An 18,110-nucleotide genomic window follows, 5' to 3' on the forward strand; every position below is an offset into this window, starting at 1 on the left:
AGGCGTTTCTCCTCAACTTCACAGGTAGGTGATGCCAGGTTTTGCCGTGCTGATGCGCGTGCCGGCGCTGCCCTGGACGATGGCTTCGATGTCCGAGAGTGAACCGATCACCGCGGTTTTGCCAGTCTGACGGGCGAACTCGCAGGCGGCTTGTACCTTGGGGCCCATGGAGCCAGCGGCGAAGCCGAGTTTTTCCATATCGTCGGGGTGGGCCTGGCCGATGGCCTTCTGGGTGGGCTTGCCGAAGTCGATAAAGGCGGCGTTGACGTCGGTGGCGATCACCAGCAAATCGGCCTCCAGTTGCGTGGCCAGCAAGGAGGAACACAAGTCTTTGTCGATCACCGCTTCAATGCCGCGCAGCTTGCCGTCTTCGCCATACATGGTGGGGATGCCGCCACCACCGGCGCAGATCACGATGGCTTTTTTCTCCAGCAGCCACTTGATCGGGCGAATTTCAAAGATGCGTTTGGGACGCGGGCTGGCGACTACACGGCGGTATTTGTCGCCGTCGGGCGCGATGGCCCAACCTTTTTCGGCGGCGAGCTTCTCGGCTTCGGCTTTGGGGTACACAGGGCCGATAGGCTTGGTGGGGTTCTGGAAGGCCGGGTCCTTGGCGTCGACTTCGACCTGGGTGAGCAGGGTGGCGAACGGCACTTCGAAGTCCAGCAGGTTGCCCAGTTCCTGTTCGATGATGTAGCCGATCATGCCCTCGGTCTCGGCGCCCAGCACGTCCAGCGGGTAAGGCGAGACGCTGGTGTAGGCCGCCGCCTGCAATGACAGCAGGCCGACTTGCGGGCCATTGCCGTGGGCGATCACCAGTTCGTTGCCGGGGTGGATCTTGGCGATCTGTTCGGTGGCGATGCGGATATTGGCGCGTTGGTTGTCTGCGGTCATGGGTTCACCACGACGCAGGAGGGCGTTGCCGCCCAGGGCTACGACGATGCGCATACAGAATGTCCTTCTAGAATGATCGTTCCCACGCTCTGCGTGGGAATGCCCCACCGGACGCTCTGCGTCCGCTCTTGTGGCGCAGAGCGCCACTGGCTGCATTCCCACGCGGAGCGTGGGAACGATCAGAGTGGGGTTAGATATCCGCCAACGCCGACACCAGAATCGCCTTGATGGTATGCATGCGGTTTTCCGCCTGCTCGAAGGCGATATTGGCCGGCGACTCGAACACCTCTTCGGTCACTTCCACGCCATTGGCCAGGTGCGGATAGCGTGCCGCGATGTCCTTGCCGACCTTGGTTTCACTGTTGTGGAACGCCGGCAGGCAATGCATGAATTTCACCCGAGGGTTGCCCGAGGCTTTCATCATCTTGGCGTTGATCTGGTACGGCAGCAGTTGCTCGATGCGCTCGTCCCACGCTTCCACCGGTTCGCCCATGGACACCCAGATATCGGTGTGGATGAAGTCCACGCCCTTCACGGCTTCTTTCGGGTCTTCGGTGATGGTGATGCGTGCACCGCTTTCCTCGGCAAAGGCCTGGCATTGCTTGATGAAATCTTCATGGGGCCACAGCGCTTTCGGCGCGCCGATGCGCACGTCCATGCCGAGCTTGGCGCCGATCATCAGCAGCGAGTTGCCCATGTTGTAGCGGGCGTCCCCGAGGTACGCGTAGCTGATGTCATGCAGCGGCTTGTCGCTGTGTTCGCGCATGGTCAGGGTGTCGGCGATCATCTGGGTCGGGTGGAATTCGGCGGTGAGGCCGTTGAACACCGGCACACCGGCGAACTTGGCCAGCTCTTCGACGATTTCCTGCTCAAAACCACGGTACTCGATGGCATCGAACATCCGGCCCAACACGCGGGCGGTGTCTTTCATGCTTTCTTTGTGGCCGATCTGCGACGACACCGGGTCGATGTAGGTGACGTGGGCGCCCTGGTCATGGGCCGCGACTTCGAAGGCACAGCGAGTGCGGGTCGAGGTTTTTTCGAAGATCAGCGCGATGTTCTTGCCCTGCAAGTGCGGACGCTCGGTGCCGGTGTATTTGGCGCGTTTGAGGTCGCGGGACAGGTCCAGCAGGTAATGCAGCTCGCGGGTAGTGTGGTGCATCAGCGACAGCAGGCTGCGGTTGCGCATATTGAAAGCCATGATGGAATCTCCTTAATAGTCGATAGGGTCGCGGATGATCGGGCAGGTCATGCAGTGGCCGCCGCCACGGCCACGGCCGAGTTCACCGGCGCTGATGGTGATCACTTCCACACCGGCCTTGCGCAGCAGGGTGTTGGTGTAGGTGTTGCGGTCGTAGCCAATCACCACGCCCGGTTCCACGGCCACCACGTTGTTGCCGTCATCCCATTGCTCGCGTTCGGCGGCGAAGCTGTTGCCGCCGGTCTCGACGACACGTAGCGCCTTGAGGTTGAGCGCTGCGGCCACGGTTTCGAGGAAGTTGGTTTTCTCGCGCTGGATGTCGATGCCGTGGGGCTTGCTCTCGTCAGGGCGCAGGGTGAACGGCACGATCTGGTTGACCACTTCGGGGAAGACGGTGACCAGGTCGCGGTCGCAGAAGCTGAACACGGTGTCCAGGTGCATCGCGGCGCGGGATTTGGGCAGGCCGGCAACAATGACGCGTTCCACGGCTTTGTTCTGGAACAGGTTGCGCGCCAGTTGGCCGATGGCCTGGTGGGAGGAGCGCTCACCCATGCCGATCAACACCACGCCATTGCCAATCGGCATCACGTCGCCGCCTTCCAGCGTCGCGGCGCCATGTTCCTGGTCGGGGTCGCCGTACCAGATCTGGAAGTCCGCGTTGGTGAACTCAGGGTGGAATTTATAGATGGCGCTGGTCAGCAGGGTTTCCTGACGGCGCGCCGGCCAGTACATCGGGTTGAGCGTCACGCCGCCGTAGATCCAGCAAGTGGTGTCGCGGGTGAACTGGGTATTGGGCAGCGGCGGCAGGATGAAACTGGCGTGGCCGAGAAAATCGCGGAACATCTCGATGGTCTTGCCACCGAAGCTGCTCGGCAGGTCGTCGGCCGATACGCCGCCAATCAGGTATTCGCTGATTTTGCGCGGCTCCAGGCTGCGCAGCCACGAGCCGACTTCATCGACCAGGCCCAGGCCTACCGTGTTGGCGGTGATCTTGCGCTCCAGGATCCAGTCCAGCGCTTCGGGGTTGGCGACGATGTCGGTGAGCAGGTTGTGCATTTCCAGCACATCAATGTCCCGCTCGCGCATCTTGGTCACGAAGTCGAAGTGGTCGCGCTTGGCCTGGGCCACCCACAGCACGTCATCAAACAGCAGCTCGTCGCAGTTGTTGGGGGTCAGCCGCTGGTGGGCCAAACCTGGGGAGCACACCATGACTTTGCGCAGTTTGCCGGCTTCGGAATGTACGCCGTACTTCACTTTTTCCGTGGTCATTACAGATCCTCCAGTGAACAACAATTACAGGGTCAGGAAGCCGTCGTAGAGCCCATAGGCCGCCACCAGGGCGCCAATGACCACTGCGGCGAAAATCAGCTTCTCGACGGGGGTGAAAATCGGTTTGCCCAGTTCACGCTTGGCCTTGGCGAACAGGATCGCGCCAGGGGCGTAGAGCAGGGCGGAGAGCAGCAGGTATTTGGTGCCGCCGGCATACAGCAGCCAGATCGCGTAGATCAGGGCGACGGCGCCGATGAACAGGTCTTTCCTGCGCTCTTTGAGGGCGTTCTCGTAGGTTTCGCCACGCACCGCCAGCAGCAGGGCATAGGCCGCCGACCACAGGTAAGGCACCAGGATCATCGAGGTGGCGAGGTAGATCAGTGACAGGTAAGTGCTGGCGAAAAACAGCGTGATCACCAGGAATATCTGCACCATTGCGTTGGTCAGCCACAGGGCGTTGACCGGCACGTGGTTGGCGTTCTCCTTGCGCAGGAACTCCGGCATGGTGTGGTCCTTGGCGGCGGCGAACATGATCTCCGCACACAGCAGCACCCAGGACAGCAACGCGCCGAGCAACGAGATGATCAAGCCGACGCTGATCAGCACCGCGCCCCAGTGGCCCACCACATGCTCCAGCACGGCGGCCATCGACGGGTTCTGCAGCTTGGCCAGTTCCGGCTGGGTCATGATCCCCAGGGACAGCACGTTCACCAGCATCAGGAACAGCAGCACAGTGATAAAGCCGATCACGGTGGCCTTGCCCACGTCACTGCGTTTCTCGGCACGGGACGAGAAGATGCTCGCGCCTTCGATGCCGATAAACACCCACACGGTGACCAGCATCATGTTGCGCACCTGGTTCATCACACTGCCCAGGTCCGGGTTTTTCACGCCCCAGATGTCGGCGGTGAAGATGTCCAGCTTGAACGCGAACAGCGCGATGAGCACGAACAGCAGCAGCGGCACCACCTTGGCGACGGTGGTTACCAGGTTAATGAACGCGGCTTCCTTGATGCCGCGCAGCACCAGGAAATGCACGGCCCACAACAGCACTGACGCAGCGATCACCGCCGTCGGGGTATTGCCCTCGCCAAAGACCGGGAAGAAATAGCCCAAGGTGCTGAACAGCAACACGAAGTAGCCGACGTTGCCCAGCCAGGCGCTGATCCAGTAACCCCAGGCAGATGAAAAACCCATGTAGTCGCCGAAACCGGCCTTGGCGTAGGCGTATACCCCGCCGTCGAGGTCAGGCTTGCGGTTGGCGAGGGTCTGGAACACGAAGGCGAGGGTCAGCATGCCGATGGCGGTAATTACCCAGCCGATCAACACTGCACCGACATCGGCGCTGGCGGCCATGTTTTGTGGCAGTGAAAAGATGCCGCCGCCAATCATCGAGCCGACGACAAGTGCGACCAGGGCGCCTAATCGAAGTTTTCCGGGAGTTTCAGACATTGCATGACTCCAATGCAGGAGAAGAGAGACCACAGAATAATTCCGTGCGCTAATCAAACAGCTGACTCAGATCACTTCATTGGCACATTCCATTGTGAATTAACGACTTAGGGTGAGGTTTTGCGGGCAAGAAAATCCCGCAAAGACCCTGGGTAGAGCGCTCTCTGCTTTATGGTTAATCAATTGGTTGGGGCATGGGTGTTGACGCTAGTTCTTATTTGCGGATGTGCAAATTTTTTGTGCGTTGTTTGACGAGTACTTCATAATTGACGTATTTAAATTCTAAATAAGCCTAAACTTCGTACCTTTACATATCCTTATGTTATGACAACGTCATTAATTTGAATTACTTGCGTGCGCAGTTGTCGGCCAACCGTTTATTTCGAGGAAACTGCATGACCCAACCCGCCCTGAAACTCCGGCTCAGTGCCCTGATTGCCCTGGTGGTGGGCTCGATGATTGGCGGCGGCATCTTTTCATTGCCGCAGAACATGGCCGCCCGTGCCGAAGTGGGCGCCATCTTGATCGGCTGGGCGATCACCGCCATCGGCATGCTGACCCTGGCCTTTGTGTTCCAGACGTTGGCGAACCGTAAGCCCGAACTGGACTCCGGGGTATATGCCTACGCCAAGGCGGGTTTTGGCGATTACATGGGCTTTTCATCCGCTTGGGGTTACTGGATCAGTGCGTGGATGGGCAACGTCGGTTATTTCGTCTTGCTGTTCAGCACCCTCGGCTACTTTTTTCCGGCGTTCGGCCAGGGCAATACACCGCTCGCCATCGGCTGCGCGTCGCTGTTGCTGTGGGCGGTGCATTTTCTGGTGATGCGCGGAATCAAAGAGGCGGCGTTCATCAACCAGGTGACGACGGTGGCGAAGATCGTGCCGTTGCTGATGTTTATCGTGATCGCCGGCGTTGCATTCAAGGCGGATATTTTCACTCGCGATATCTGGGGCCTGGGCAATCCGCAGATGGGCAGCGTGGTCGAGCAGGTGCGCCATATGATGTTGGTCACGGTGTTCGTATTTATCGGGATCGAAGGCGCCAGTGTGTACTCGGCGCGGGCGCAGAAACGTTCGGACGTGGGGCGCGCCACGGTGATTGGTTTTGTGGGCGTGCTGGCCCTGTTGGTGCTGGTAAATGTGCTGTCCCTGGGCATCATGAGCCAACCGGAGCTGGCGCAATTGCAGAACCCGTCCCTGGCCGGTGTGTTGGAGCATATCGTCGGGCCTTGGGGCGCGGTATTGATCAGTATCGGCCTGGCGGTTTCGCTGCTCGGCGCGTTGCTCTCCTGGGCGCTGCTGTGCGCGGAAATCCTCTATGCCACCGCCCAGGACAAGACCATGCCGGCGTTCCTGAAGAAGGAAAATGCCAATCAGGTGCCGGTCAACGCACTGTGGCTGACCAACGTGATGATCCAGGCATTCCTGGTGATCACGCTGTTTTCAGCCAGCACCTACACCACTCTGATCTACCTGGCGTCCTCGATGATCCTGGTGCCTTACTTGTGGTCGGCGGCCTATGCGGTGCTGTTGAGCGCGCGCGGCGAAACCTATGCAGGCTGGCAGCGTCGGCGCATGAAAGATCTGCTGGTGGGGCTGGTTGCCCTCGGTTATGCGATCTGGCTGCTGTATGCGGGGGGCTTGAAGTACTTGCTGCTGTCGGCGTTGCTGTACGCACCGGGTGTGATCCTGTTTGCCCTGGCCAAGCGCGAGCAGGGCCAACCCTTGTTTACCACCGTGGAAAAAGGCATTTTCAGCGGCGTGATCGCGGGCGCCGGGTTAGCCGCGTATGGGCTGTATAGCGGGGTATTGTCACTGTGAGACTGGCGTATCAACCGCCCTACGACTGGGCGGCGATGCTGGGGTTCCTATCGGCGCGGGCGATTACCGGGTTGGAAACCGTGGTCGCCGGCGTGTATCGGCGCAGTATCAGTATGGCAGGGCGACATGGCTGGGTCAGCGTCGAACCGGGCGCGGGGGATTGGCTGGAGGTGACGGTCGACTTTCCCGAGCCTGCCGCGATGCCTGAGATCGAGCGGCGCTTGCGCAGGATGTTTGATCTGGACGCGGTGCCTGAGGTGATCAACGCGCAATTGTCGCAAGACCCCCTGATGGCGCAACTGGTTGCGGCCCGCCCTGGCCTGCGGTTGCCTGGCACCTGGGATGGGTTGGAACTGGCGATTCGTGCAGTGCTGGGCCAGCAGATCACCGTGGTGGCGGCGATTCGCCTGGCGGGCAAGCTGGTGGCGCAGTATGGCCAGACCCTGCAAACCCCGCACGCCGATATTACCCACCTGTTTCCAACACCTGAAGTGCTGGCGGCGGCGGACCTGGCGACCCTGGGCATGCCCAAGGCGCGGGGCCGTACGTTGTCTGGTGTGGCCCAGGCGCTATTGGATGATCCACAGCTTTTCGAACCGAAGGCCAGCCTCCAGGACGGCGTTGCAAGGCTAGTGGCATTGCCGGGGATTGGAGAGTGGACCGCGCAGTACATCGCCATGCGCCAGTTGCGCGAGGCGGATGCGTTTGCGTCGGGGGATATCTGGCTGATCAATGCTTTGGCAGCCTTGGAAGGTGGACCGGTGTCGGCGCGGCAGTTATTGGCGCGGGCCGACGCGTGGCGGCCGTTGAGGGCGTATGCGGCGCAGCATTTGTGGACAACCCTGTAGGAGCGAGCTTGCTCGCGAAAAACCTGAGAACGCCGCTGTGTATCAGGTTTCCCGCGTTATCGTTGGCGACCTTCGCGAGCAAGCTCGCTCCTACAGGGTATTAGTCACCATTGCGGCCGGTGCGAGCCCAGTTCCACCGCCGGCAAATCCCACTGCAACGGCGTGCCACTGATGCTCAGCGGCGCCAGTAGCCGGTGGGCCTGGCCCCAGGCTGTCTGCTCCACCACCAGGCCTTGGTCATTGATGTCTTCTTCGCGCAATGCCGCTTGCTGTGGCACTTGCCCGGCCTCCACCAGCAACTTCGCCGTACGCGCCAACGACAAGCGCGCCGAACCGCCGCGTCCGGAGTCCAGGCGCTCGGCCAACGCCCGGATCGCACTGGCGGCCATCAAATAGCCGGTGGCGTGATCCAGCGCCTGCACCGGCAGCGGCAGCGGTTTATCCGTCTGTTTCCAGGCCATGCCGGCCTCGGCAATCCCGCTGCTCATCTGCACCAGGCTGTCAAAGCCACGACGATTACGCCATGGGCCGCTCCAGCCGTAGGCGTTGAGGCTGACGTCGATCAGTCCGGGGGCGATGTGCTGACGTTCGCCAAGGGTATAACCGAGTTGCTCCAGGGCATCGGCGCGGTAACCGTGGAACAGGATGTCGGCGTCCTTGAGCAACGCTTCGAACACTTGCCGGTCGTCGTGGCTCGTTAGATCCAGGCGGGCGCAGCGTTTACCCAGGGTCATTTCCGGGACGACGCCAGGTTCGTTCCAGGTGGGCGAGTCGATGCGCAGTACGCTGGCACCCAAGCCGGCGAGGAAACGACTGGCCACCGGGCCGGCCAGCACCCGGGTCAAATCCAGCACCTTGATGCCGGCCAGTGGGCGCGCTGCGGAACCGAGCCAGGGTTTGTCGGTGCCGGGTTCGAAGACCTGACGCTGGATCAACGCTTCGGCGTTTACCGCCAAGCCTTGGGGATGCTGCTGCCAAGCTTGCCAGCTACGCATCTGCGCCGCACAACCGCCCGCATCGACAACCGCCTGTTCCAGTTCGGCGGCTTTCCAGGTCGCGACTCTACTCGCCATGGCTGCGCGATCAGCGGCAGGCCCCAATACCCGCTCGGCCGCTGCGCGGTGATGGGGCGCGTTGGTGTGCAGACGGATCCAGCCATCCACGCTGGCGTAATCACCCGCTACCGGGTCCCACAAAGGCGGCACTTGCCACCCCACGGGGCGAATCGACGAGGAGAACCACAACGAGGCCAGGCGCCGATCCACGCTGACGCTGGGCAGGCGCCCGGTTTGTTGCTCAATCAACTGGGCGACGGCCTGGCCCGCGGCGCCGATGCTGGCGGCCGCCAGGTCTGTCACGGCGAAGGTCGAGGGCAAGGCGCCGGCCTGGGTCTGGGGCAGTGGGGCGTGCGGTAAAGCGAGTGCGGCTTGGATGGGAGTCAGCAGGTCTGTCATCAAAGGCCCTCCGTAAGAGAAGGGCCACTATAGAAGATCATCCCACCGGTGTGGCAACCCCAGGGATCAAGGGCAGTTCGATGCTGGCGATAAAGCCGCCATCGGGATGATTGGCCAGGATCAGGTTACCGCCATGGCGCTCGGCGGCGCGACGGGCGATGGCCAGGCCCAGGCCATGGCCTTGGGCGGTCTGGCCTGGCGCCCGGTAGAACGGCTCGCCCAATTGGCTCAGGTGCTCGGCTTCAACGCCGGGGCCGTGGTCGCGTACGCTGATCAGAATGCGCCCGCCTTGATGCTGGGCCTGCAATTCAATCGGTTCGCCCACCGGGTTGAAGCGCTGGGCATTGCGCAGCAGGTTGTCCACGGCGCGTTCGATCATGGTCGGCCAGCCTTTAAGCTGCAAGTCATTGGCAGTCGTCAGTTGCACCACTTGCTCGGGGGCACTGAGTTGGGCGTCCTTTTGCAGCGTTTTAAGCAACGGGGTGAGGTCGATGTCTTCGGCGCTGGCGTTGTCGGCGTCGACCCGCGCCAATACCAGGATCTCGCTGATCAAGGCCTCCAGTCGATCGCATTCGCGGGTCAGGCGCGGCCAGAGTTTTTCCCGTTCTTCGGGGCTGGCGCGTTCGGCCAGGGCCAGGGCGATACGCAAGCGCGCCAACGGCGAGCGCAGTTCGTGGGACACGTCGCGCAGCAACTGGCGCTGGCTGCCGATCAGGCTTTGCAGGCGTGCGCCCATGCGGTTGAAGTCGTTGGCCAGCACGCCGAACTCGTCGCGCCGATTGGCCAGTTGCGCCAGGCTGTTCTGTTGATAAGTGGTTTGCCCCAGATCATGCACCGCGCCGCGCAAACGGCTGAGTGGGCGGGTGATGGACAAGGTCACCAGCAGGCTGAACAGGGTCAGCACCACCAGGGTAATCGCCAATGCACTGAGCGGCCACAGCAGGCTGCTGCGGTGCCAGGCGTCCAGCTCCGGGTGAGGAATACGGTAGATCAATAGGTAGGTGTCGCCGGTTTTGGCGCTGGTGTACTCGGCGGTCAGGCGTCGCCACGGCAGGTGGCCGTCCTGGCTGTCGTTCTGGCGGGCTTCGAACGCGGCGGCGCGGCGCGGGAAGGTGCCGCGCACCACCGGGTCGCCGCTTTCGTTAAGCACTTGCACGTCGATGTGGTACTGGCGTTTGCGCTGCTGCAGCAACTCCTGGGCGGCGTCTTCGCCCTGGGTTTCGTAGAGCTGCGTCCACTCTTGGGCCAGGTTGTTGAGGCCAGGGTGGCGGCTGAGAATCCAGGCATCCTGGTTGAGCATGTGCCCAAGCAGGATCGACAAACCGGCAACCAGGGCGATGGCCAGCCAGAAACTCGCCAGGATACGCCAGAACAATGAACGCACAGGAAACCCTCAAACAGGAAAAGCCCAGCGGCGCGAACCACTGGGCTGGGGTGAAGCTAGGTCATTATTGCGCTTTTTGCGCTTGCTGGGCTTTCCAGGCCTGGAACTCTTTCCATTCGGCGCGGCGTTCGGCTTGTTTCTTGACGATTTCGTCGTACTTCTTCTGCTGGTCGGGCTTGAGCACGGCACGGATATCGGTCTGGGTTTTCTGCTTGCCGGCGGCGATTTCGTCCTGCATCGCCTTCTGGTCAGCGGCTGGCAGTTTGTCCAGGTACTTTTTGACCAGGTCTTTGCGGGCGTGCCATTGGTCACCCATCAGCTTGCGGATCTGCTCGCGCTGTTCCTTGCTCAAGTCCAGCTGGCTGAACGGGCCGCCTTTGCCACGCGGACCGTGTTCACCGTGGCCTGGGCCGCCCATCATGTGGCTTTCAGGACCACCCATCGGGCCTGGGCCTTCCGGCATTGCCATGGCAACGGTGGGCAGGGCAGTGGCGAACATCAAAGCGATAAGGGTCTTGCGCATGGTGATTCTCCTGTCTCTATTCCGGTGAGTCCGGATGTGAGTAGGTTACGCAGCGCAAGGTCAGCGGCGGTCAGGGGAGGGTAAAGCTTCGGTAAAGACGGGTTTGATAGGAACTGACAAAACCCTCGAGGCTGATGAGAACGCGGGTGGGAGCTGGCTTGCCTGCGATAGCGGTGTGTCAGTCACCCTCATGCTAACTGGCCCACCACTATCGCAGGCAAGCCAGCTCCCCCAGGGTTGAGCGTGATGTTTAGAGGCTGTAGTAGTAACCACGACTACGCAGCGCCACGATCCGTGGCCGGCCATCGGGGTGTGGGCCGATCTTTTTACGCAGGTTGCTGACGTGCATATCCAGGCTGCGGTCATACAGGGTCAGCTTGCGGCCCAGGGCGATCTGCGCCAGTTCCTGTTTATCCAGGGGCTCGCCGGGCTGACGCAGCAATGCTTCGAGCAGGCGGCTTTCGGAGACGGTGAGGGCGAACTCCTGTTCATCGATGCTGACCACGCCGCGCACCGGGCTGAAGCACAGGTCCCCCAGTTCCAGCTGGGTCGATACCGCGGCCGGGTGGCTGCGGCGTAATACGGCGCGCAGGCGCGCCGTCAGTTCGCGTGGGTCGCAAGGCTTGGCCAGGTAATCGTCGGCGCCCAGTTCCAGGCCGAGGATGCGGTCCAGGGGTTCGCCCCGGGCCGAGAGCATCAGCACCGGCAGCTCCGGGTGGTCGTTGCGCAATTGCTTGAGCAGCTCCAGGCCGCTGCCGTCGGGCAGCATAACATCCAGTACGACGGCCGCCGGCGCACTGTCGGCCAGGGCTTTTCGGGCACTCAAGCCGTCATGGCAGGCGCGTACCTGGAAACCTTCCTGGCTCAACCAACTGGTCAGCAGCTCACAGAGCTCCTGGTCATCATCTATCAGTAACAGCTCGCTCATGACTCACTCAATTTAGCCATTGTCGGCGGCGAAGGCCCCACCGGTGACGCCGTGAGCCATTAGGAGTGCGCCGAAACGATTAGGTTCGACGCAGCCAGGCTCAAGGCAAGACTTGCTTGAACGGCTTGACCACTACATCGGCGTAGACGCCTGCTGCGACATAAGGGTCAGCCTTGGCCCAGGCCTGGGCGTCGGCCAGGGAGGCGAACTCGGCGACGATCAGGCTTCCGCTGAAACCCGCGTCGCCTGGGTCGTTGCTGTCGACGGCCGGGTGCGGGCCGGCCAGTACCATGCGGCCTTCGGCTTGCAGCTGTTTGAGGCGCTCGACGTGGGCCGGGCGTACGCTCAGGCGTTTTTCCAGGGAGTTGGCAACGTCGGTGGCAATGATGGCGTAGAGCATGTCAGTCCTCGGTTTTCGGTGTGGTGTCATGCAGGTGGCGTGACAGGTAGATGCCCTGGCCGATCAAAAACAATACGGTCATGCCCAGGCTGCCAAACACTTTGAAGTCGACCCAGTAGTCCTGGAAGGTGAAGGCCACGAACAGGTTGGCGGCGCCGCAGAACAGGAAGAACACGATCCAGGCCACGTTCAGGCGCCCCCACACCGGCTCCGGCAAGGTCAGCGCATGGCCCATGATCCGCTTGATCAGCAGGCGGTCACCGATGAAGTGGCTGCCGATAAACACCAGGGCGAACAGCCAGTTGACCACCGGGGCTTTCCATTTAAGGAAGGTTTCGCTGTGGAAGGCCAGGGTCAGGCCGCCGAACACCAGGCAGGCGACGAGGGTGAGCCATTGGCTTTTTTCCAGCTTGCGCTGCGAGATGAAGATGGCGCCGTACACTACGATAGAGCTGATGATCAGTACGGCAGTGGCACTGTAGATGCCCCCGAACGACAGCTCGTGGCCGGCGATTTCGATGACCCTGGGGTCGAGTTTGGTAACGATGAAAAACAGCAACAGCGGGATGAAGTCGATGAATTGTTTCACAGTAAGAGCCAGAAGCTGGATGTGTCGGCATAATAACAAACATCCTTGGTTGCGATAGCGCCAGCTGACTTGAGGTTACACACCCCCGTGAATGTTGATTTGCACTGCCACAGCACGGCCTCCGACGGCGCCCTGGCGCCCGCTGTACTGGTTGCGCGTGCGTTCGAAAGAGGCGTGCGAGTTTTGGCATTGACCGACCATGACACCCTTGAAGGCCTCGACGAAGCCCGCCAGGCCGCGCACTCCCTGGGTATGCAGCTGGTTAACGGCGTGGAATTGTCCTGCACCTGGGGCGGCGCCACCATCCACGTGCTGGGCTACGGTTTTGATCAAAAGGCCCCGCCCTTGGTGGCGGCGATTGCCCAATTGCACGATGGCCGCTGGCTGCGGTCCGAAGAAATAAGCCGCAAGCTCAGCCTTAAAGGCATGCCTGGTGCCCTCGATGGCGCCCGTGCTATCCAGCAGGAACTGGGCGACAGCGGCAACGCACCGGCCCGTCCGCACTTTGCCGACTGGATGGTGCGTGAAGGCTATGTGAAGGATCGCGCCGAGGCCTTTCGCAAATGGCTGGGCGCCGGCAAGTTGGGCGATGTGAAGCTGCACTGGCCAACCCTGGAAGACACCGTCCAGACCCTGCGGGCCTCCGGGGCCTGGGTGAGCCTGGCGCATCCCTGGCATTACGATTTCACCCGCAGCAAGCGCCGCAAGCTGATCAGCGACTATATTGGAGCGGGTGGCCACGCCATCGAGGTGGTCAATGGGCATCAACCCGCCGAACAGGTCGGCAGCCTGGCGATCCTCGCCCGCGAATTTGGTCTGCTGGTCAGTGCCGGCAGTGACTTTCATGGCCCAGGCGGCTGGTCCGAGATTGGCGAATATCGCCAGGTCCCGGAAGATCTGCCGCTGTTGTGGGGGCGATTCAAGCATGACCCCATTATTGCCACCGTCTGAACAGGTAGAGCACGTGAGCCAATTCTTCCAGATTCATCCGGAAAACCCTCAGGCGCGCCTGATCAAACAGGCCGTGGAGATCATCCGTGCCGGCGGCGTGGTGATCTATCCGACTGATTCGTCCTACGCCATTGGCTGCCAGATCGGCGACAAGGGCGCGGTGGAGCGAGTAAGACGCCTGCGCCAGCTGGACGACAAGCACAACTTTGCGCTGATCTGCAGCGACTTGTCCCAGCTCGGGCTGTTCGCCAAGGTCGACACCGGCACCTTCCGCCTGCTCAAGGCCCACACGCCGGGGCCCTACACCTTCATCCTCAACGCCACCCGCGAAGTGCCGCGCCTGTTGCTGCACCCGAAGAAGCGCACCATTGGCCTGCGCGTGCCGGAACACCCGATTGCCCTGGCGCTGCTGGCCGAATTGGGCGAACCGCTGATGAGCGTGTCGTTGATCCTGCCCGGCGAAACCGAGCCGTTGTACGACCCTTACGAAATGCGCCGTTTGCTGGAAAAGCACGTCGACCTGATCATCGACGGCGGCTACGGTGGCAACAAGGCCTCCACGGTGATCAACCTGGCCGATGGCGAGCCAGAAGTGGTGCGTGTGGGTTGTGGCGACCCGGCTCCGTTCATGGTCGAGGCCTGAATGTCAGCCGTGGAAGCCGCTGATCCCCAGGCTGGCGCCCAGCAGGAACTGCCGTTTGCCATGGTGTATGGCCAGGCGGTTATGGAAATGCCCCTGGACCTGTACATCCCGCCGGATGCCTTGGAGGTGTTCCTTGAAGCCTTCGAAGGCCCGCTGGACTTGCTGCTGTACCTGATCCGCAAGCAGAACATCAACATCCTCGACATTCCGGTGGCAGAAATCACCCGCCAGTACATGGGCTATGTCGAGCTGATGCAGTCGGTGCGCCTGGAACTGGCCGCCGAGTACCTGGTGATGGCCGCCATGCTCGCCGAGATCAAGTCGCGCATGCTGTTGCCGCGCTCGGAGACGGTGGAAGCCGAAGAGGATGACCCGCGCGCCGAGCTGATCCGCCGCCTGCAAGAGTACGAACGCTTCAAGGCCGCCGCCGAAGGCATCGACGGCCTGAGCCGTGTGGGCCGTGATGTGGTGGTGCCCAAGCTCGACGCTCCCGAGGCGCGCGCGCGCAAGTTGCTGCCGGACGTGAGTCTGGAAGAATTGCTGATGTCCATGGCCGAAGTACTGCGCCGCGGCGATATGTTCGAGAGCCACCAGGTCAGCCGTGAAGCGCTGTCCACCCGCGAGCGCATGAGCGATGTGCTGGAACGTCTCAAAGGCGGTGGGTTTGTGCCCTTTGTCGAGTTGTTTACTGCCGAAGAGGGCCGACTGGGCGTGGTGGTGACCTTTATGGCGATCCTTGAGCTGGTGAAGGAGTCCTTGGTCGAGCTGGTGCAGAATGAGCCTTTTGCGGCTATCCACGTGCGGGCGCGAGCCGAATAACGAGCTGAATCGATGAATCTGACTGAACCCCGCGAACTGGCCCCTTTGCTGGAGGCCTTTCTCCTGGCCTCGGGCAAACCGCAATCTCTGGAGCGCCTGTTCGAACTCTTTGAAGAGGCCGAACGCCCGGAGCCGCCGGTCTTCAAGAAGGCCTTGGAGATCCTGCGCAAATCCTGCGAGGGCCGTGCCTTTGAACTGCGTGAAGTGGCGTCGGGTTACCGCCTGCAGATCCGTGAGAAGTTTTCACCGTGGGTCGGGCGTTTGTGGGAAGAACGCCCGCAGCGCTACTCCCGGGCGATGCTGGAGACCATGGCGCTGATCGCCTATCGCCAGCCCATCACCCGAGGCGAGATCGAAGATGTGCGTGGTGTGGCGGTCAACAGCCATATCGTCAAGACCCTGCTGGAACGTGAGTGGATCCGCATTGTTGGCTACCGCGATGTGCCGGGCAAACCAGCCATGTTCGCCACCACCAAGGTGTTCCTCGATCATTTCAACCTGAAAAACCTCGACGACCTGCCACCCCTGGCCGAGCTGCGCGAAATGGAGGCCGAGCCGGTGCTCGACTTCGACGACGCGCCGGTGCCGCAAAGCCTGCAGGAACTGGCCGACGCCAGCGCCGAGCCGGAGGAGCCCAAGGACGAAACCAGTTTCCATACGTTGTTGCTGGAGCTGGACGACATGGAGCAGGGGATCAAGACAGACTTCGACGATTTGCTGCGTGATGGTGCGGCGGAGCCAGAAACCCAGGTGAACGTTGAATCCGAGCCTGAGGTCGAAGCCGAAGACGATGTGCTTGGCGTGGCCCAAGCCCGGGAAAAGCTCCTGGCCGCCGTCGCCGCCCTCGAACAGCCGCCCCTGAGTGACGAAGAAGACGAAGCCCGGGCGCTGGCCGAAGCCATCGAAAACGAACGCCGACAGCTCGAAGACTGACCGGCTCTGACGTTCACTGCGCAACCCATGTGGGAGCTGGCTTGCCTGCGATGCAGGCGCCTCGGTCTCTCAGATGCAAGGAGGTGATGCCATCGCAGGCAAGCCAGCTCCCACAGAGGATCGACCATGAGTGCCATGAAAGACCCGTGCATCAGCATCTGCAAATTCAACGATGACATCTGCGTCGGCTGTGGCCGCAGCAAGCGTGAAATCCGTGCCTGGAAGAAGCTCGATAAAGCCGACAAGCGCACGGTGCTGGCCGAAGCCGAGCTGCGATTGCTGGCCCTGGGGGCCACCGGTCGGCGGAAAAGCAAATGAGCTGGGCGTTATCGACTAGTCTGTGATGCGCAACACGCGCCATGCGCGTATGATTCGCGACCCCTTGCCGAGCTATTTGGCCAAGGCCCCGCTTTCAATACCCTCAGGCCACGCCTGAATCGACCCACCGGGAGGTGCTTACGATGAATGACCAAGACCAGAAAGACCAGGAAATCGGCCCAGCAGGCGAAAAGCTGCAAAAAGTGCTGGCGCGTATCGGCGTGGGCTCGCGCCGCGACGTCGAAGCCTGGATCACCCAGAAGCGCATCAAGGTCAACGGCGTCGAGGCAACCCTCGGCCAGCGCGTCGACCTGCACGATGCAATCACCATTGATGGCAAGGTCATCAAGCGTGAAGAGGCCGCCGAATCGGTGCGCCGCGTGATCATGTACAACAAGCCCGACGGCGAGATCTGCACCCGTGACGACCCGGAAGGCCGTCCGACCGTGTTCGACAAGATGCCCAAGCCTAAAGAAGGCCGCTGGATCAACATCGGTCGCCTGGACATCAACACCACCGGCTTGCTGATGTTCACCACTGACGGTGAGTTGGCCAACCGCCTGATGCACCCGTCCTACGAGATGGACCGTGAATACGCCGTGCGTGTACGTGGTGAAGTCGATGACGAGATGATCGAACGCCTCAAGGCGGGCGTGGTGCTCGAAGACGGCCCGGCCAAGTTCACCGACATCAAGCAGGCGCCGGGTGGCGAAGGTTTCAACCACTGGTACCACTGCGTGGTGATGGAAGGCCGTAACCGTGAAGTGCGTCGCCTGTGGGAGTCCCAGGGCCTGGTGGTCAGCCGCCTCAAGCGCGTGCGTTTTGGTCCGGTGTTCCTGAACTCCGACCTGCCGATGGGCCGCTGGCGCGAAATGAGCCAGTACGAAGTCGATATCCTCAGCGCCGAAGTGGGCCTGACGCCGGTTGCCATGCCGCAGATGAACGCCAAGAGCAAAGACAAGCTTGAGCGTATGCAGCGTAAATCGTCGCGCCCAGTGCCACGTACCGAACGTGTTGCTCGCACCCTGCGCCCTGCGCTGGATGCACCGGCCACCGGCGGTCGTATCTCGCGTCAGCCGCACATTGAAGGCGAACGCCGCCCCACCACGCCATCGCGTCAGGAAGGCGAGCGTGCGCCACGTACGCCGCGTCCTGCTCCGGCGGGTGGTCGCAGCAACCGTGGTGAAGCGGATCGCCCGGCCGACAACGCCAGCACCAAGCGTCCAGCCAAGCCAGCGGCGAACAAGCGCCCTGGCCCGAAACTGGTCGCGGACGAGCCTTCGGGCAAGCGCCGTGGCGCCCCGGCCGGTTCCGGCCAGCGTCCTGGTTTTGGCCGCAAGAAGCCGCAGTGATGCGCTAAGTGCTGCGCGAAAACGCCAACCCTAGGGTTGGCGTTTTTTTTTGCGATCTACATTCGAAATGCAATCAACTGTGGCAGCTGGCTTGCCTGTGATAGCGGTGGGCAAGCCCTAATGCCAGTCAGTTAAGACAGAATCGGCAACTGTGGCGAGGGAGCTTGCTCCCGCTGGGGCGCGAAGCGGCCCCAAAAATGGGACTGCTACGCAGTCCAGCGGGAGCAAGCTCCCTCGCCACAAGTCACTGGTTGTCTGCTCTAGCTCTTAACTGACTGGCATTAGGGCAAGCCCGGCTCCCACAGGGATCTCTACACGTCTGACGGCCT

At 61.7% G+C, this 18,110-nt stretch carries 18 protein-coding genes; 8 read left to right on the top strand and 10 right to left on the bottom strand.

Translation table 11 applies throughout. The features are described 5' to 3' along the window. Positions 1-18: 18 nt before the first annotated feature. The 4 genes from arcC to arcD (JFT58_RS14955) form a co-directional block, all read right to left on the bottom strand. Positions 19-948 (bottom strand): carbamate kinase, encoded by a 930-nt coding sequence (gene arcC / locus JFT58_RS14940; protein WP_003193819.1) that lies wholly within the window; start codon positions 946-948, stop codon positions 19-21. Between the two features lie 136 nt (positions 949-1,084). Continuing rightward, positions 1,085-2,095, bottom strand: coding sequence for an ornithine carbamoyltransferase (locus tag JFT58_RS14945; protein ID WP_054898396.1), 1,011 nt, complete (start codon positions 2,093-2,095; stop codon positions 1,085-1,087). Between the two features lie 12 nt (positions 2,096-2,107). Beyond that, positions 2,108-3,364: an arginine deiminase gene (arcA, locus tag JFT58_RS14950; protein WP_014719694.1), complete on the bottom strand. Its 1,257-nt coding sequence runs from the start codon at positions 3,362-3,364 to the stop codon at positions 2,108-2,110. 24 nt (positions 3,365-3,388) lie between these two features. Then, entirely contained in the window at positions 3,389-4,816 is a 1,428-nt protein-coding gene (gene arcD / locus JFT58_RS14955; protein ID WP_198834399.1) for an arginine-ornithine antiporter, read from the bottom strand. Positions 4,817-5,211: 395 nt separating this feature from the next. On the opposite strand from arcD (JFT58_RS14955), the gene arcD (JFT58_RS14960) reads away from it, so the two are divergent. Both arcD (JFT58_RS14960) and JFT58_RS14965 read left to right on the top strand, forming a co-directional pair. Then, positions 5,212-6,639, top strand: a complete 1,428-nt coding sequence (arcD, locus tag JFT58_RS14960; protein ID WP_198834400.1) for an arginine-ornithine antiporter — start codon at positions 5,212-5,214, stop codon at positions 6,637-6,639. Then, positions 6,636-7,487 (top strand): DNA-3-methyladenine glycosylase family protein, encoded by an 852-nt coding sequence (locus tag JFT58_RS14965; RefSeq protein WP_198834401.1) that lies wholly within the window; start codon positions 6,636-6,638, stop codon positions 7,485-7,487. The genes arcD (JFT58_RS14960) and JFT58_RS14965 overlap by 4 nt, the downstream gene beginning before the upstream one ends. A gap of 104 nt (positions 7,488-7,591) precedes the next feature. Here the strand turns inward: JFT58_RS14965 and JFT58_RS14970 are convergent, their stop codons facing one another. From JFT58_RS14970 to JFT58_RS14995, 6 genes are all read right to left on the bottom strand, one after another. Beyond that, complete coding sequence (locus JFT58_RS14970; RefSeq protein WP_034128546.1) at positions 7,592-8,941, bottom strand: CoA transferase; 1,350 nt, start codon at positions 8,939-8,941, stop codon at positions 7,592-7,594. Between the two features lie 37 nt (positions 8,942-8,978). Then, positions 8,979-10,325 (bottom strand): sensor histidine kinase, encoded by a 1,347-nt coding sequence (locus JFT58_RS14975; RefSeq protein ID WP_054898400.1) that lies wholly within the window; start codon positions 10,323-10,325, stop codon positions 8,979-8,981. Between the two features lie 64 nt (positions 10,326-10,389). After that, positions 10,390-10,848, bottom strand: coding sequence for an LTXXQ domain protein (locus tag JFT58_RS14980; RefSeq protein WP_034128544.1), 459 nt, complete (start codon positions 10,846-10,848; stop codon positions 10,390-10,392). Positions 10,849-11,098: 250 nt separating this feature from the next. Next, positions 11,099-11,776, bottom strand: a complete 678-nt coding sequence (locus JFT58_RS14985; protein WP_003193803.1) for a response regulator transcription factor — start codon at positions 11,774-11,776, stop codon at positions 11,099-11,101. 100 nt (positions 11,777-11,876) lie between these two features. Next, positions 11,877-12,176: a YciI family protein gene (locus JFT58_RS14990; protein ID WP_034128543.1), complete on the bottom strand. Its 300-nt coding sequence runs from the start codon at positions 12,174-12,176 to the stop codon at positions 11,877-11,879. Between the two features lies 1 nt (position 12,177). Beyond that, positions 12,178-12,765: a septation protein A gene (locus tag JFT58_RS14995; protein WP_054898401.1), complete on the bottom strand. Its 588-nt coding sequence runs from the start codon at positions 12,763-12,765 to the stop codon at positions 12,178-12,180. An 87-nt stretch (positions 12,766-12,852) separates the two neighbouring features. Here JFT58_RS14995 and JFT58_RS15000 point away from each other — a divergent pair, with 87 nt between their 5' ends. From JFT58_RS15000 to rluB, 6 genes are all read left to right on the top strand, one after another. Next, positions 12,853-13,716: a PHP domain-containing protein gene (locus tag JFT58_RS15000; protein WP_054898402.1), complete on the top strand. Its 864-nt coding sequence runs from the start codon at positions 12,853-12,855 to the stop codon at positions 13,714-13,716. A 13-nt stretch (positions 13,717-13,729) separates the two neighbouring features. Next, positions 13,730-14,359, top strand: coding sequence for an L-threonylcarbamoyladenylate synthase (locus JFT58_RS15005; RefSeq protein WP_003193796.1), 630 nt, complete (start codon positions 13,730-13,732; stop codon positions 14,357-14,359). A 120-nt stretch (positions 14,360-14,479) separates the two neighbouring features. Further along, positions 14,480-15,178 (top strand): segregation and condensation protein A, encoded by a 699-nt coding sequence (locus JFT58_RS15010; protein ID WP_164365898.1) that lies wholly within the window; start codon positions 14,480-14,482, stop codon positions 15,176-15,178. Positions 15,179-15,190: 12 nt separating this feature from the next. Continuing rightward, complete coding sequence (scpB, locus tag JFT58_RS15015; protein ID WP_003193794.1) at positions 15,191-16,111, top strand: SMC-Scp complex subunit ScpB; 921 nt, start codon at positions 15,191-15,193, stop codon at positions 16,109-16,111. Positions 16,112-16,237: 126 nt separating this feature from the next. Further along, positions 16,238-16,429 carry a DUF1289 domain-containing protein gene (locus JFT58_RS15020; RefSeq protein ID WP_034128540.1) on the top strand — a complete coding sequence of 64 codons (192 nt, stop codon included), beginning with the start codon at positions 16,238-16,240 and terminating at the stop codon, positions 16,427-16,429. A 143-nt stretch (positions 16,430-16,572) separates the two neighbouring features. Continuing rightward, a complete protein-coding gene (gene rluB / locus JFT58_RS15025; protein ID WP_014719681.1) occupies positions 16,573-17,781 on the top strand; it encodes a 23S rRNA pseudouridine(2605) synthase RluB in 1,209 nt (402 codons plus the stop codon). The last annotated feature ends 329 nt before the right edge of the window (positions 17,782-18,110 follow it).

It is taken from the genome of Pseudomonas sp. MF6767, from assembly GCF_016405475.1.
In the GTDB taxonomy this organism is placed as follows: Bacteria; Pseudomonadota; Gammaproteobacteria; order Pseudomonadales; family Pseudomonadaceae; genus Aquipseudomonas; species Aquipseudomonas paracarnis.

Bases quoted from the DNA above. Each gene is read 5' to 3' on its own strand.
- arcA (WP_014719694.1), bottom strand. From the start codon at position 3,364: ATGACCACGGAAAAAGTGAAGTACGGCGTACATTCCGAAGCCGGCAAA.
- JFT58_RS14990 (WP_034128543.1), bottom strand. From the start codon at position 12,176: ATGCTCTACGCCATCATTGCCACCGACGTTGCCAACTCCCTGGAAAAA.
- JFT58_RS14970 (WP_034128546.1), bottom strand. From the start codon at position 8,941: ATGACAGACCTGCTGACTCCCATCCAAGCCGCACTCGCTTTACCGCAC.
- scpB (WP_003193794.1), top strand. From the start codon at position 15,191: ATGAATCTGACTGAACCCCGCGAACTGGCCCCTTTGCTGGAGGCCTTT.
- JFT58_RS14980 (WP_034128544.1), bottom strand. From the start codon at position 10,848: ATGCGCAAGACCCTTATCGCTTTGATGTTCGCCACTGCCCTGCCCACC.
- JFT58_RS14985 (WP_003193803.1), bottom strand. From the start codon at position 11,776: ATGAGCGAGCTGTTACTGATAGATGATGACCAGGAGCTCTGTGAGCTG.
- arcD (WP_198834400.1), top strand. From the start codon at position 5,212: ATGACCCAACCCGCCCTGAAACTCCGGCTCAGTGCCCTGATTGCCCTG.
- arcC (WP_003193819.1), bottom strand. From the start codon at position 948: ATGCGCATCGTCGTAGCCCTGGGCGGCAACGCCCTCCTGCGTCGTGGT.
- JFT58_RS15020 (WP_034128540.1), top strand. From the start codon at position 16,238: ATGAGTGCCATGAAAGACCCGTGCATCAGCATCTGCAAATTCAACGAT.
- rluB (WP_014719681.1), top strand. From the start codon at position 16,573: ATGAATGACCAAGACCAGAAAGACCAGGAAATCGGCCCAGCAGGCGAA.
- arcD (WP_198834399.1), bottom strand. From the start codon at position 4,816: ATGTCTGAAACTCCCGGAAAACTTCGATTAGGCGCCCTGGTCGCACTT.
- JFT58_RS14945 (WP_054898396.1), bottom strand. From the start codon at position 2,095: ATGGCTTTCAATATGCGCAACCGCAGCCTGCTGTCGCTGATGCACCAC.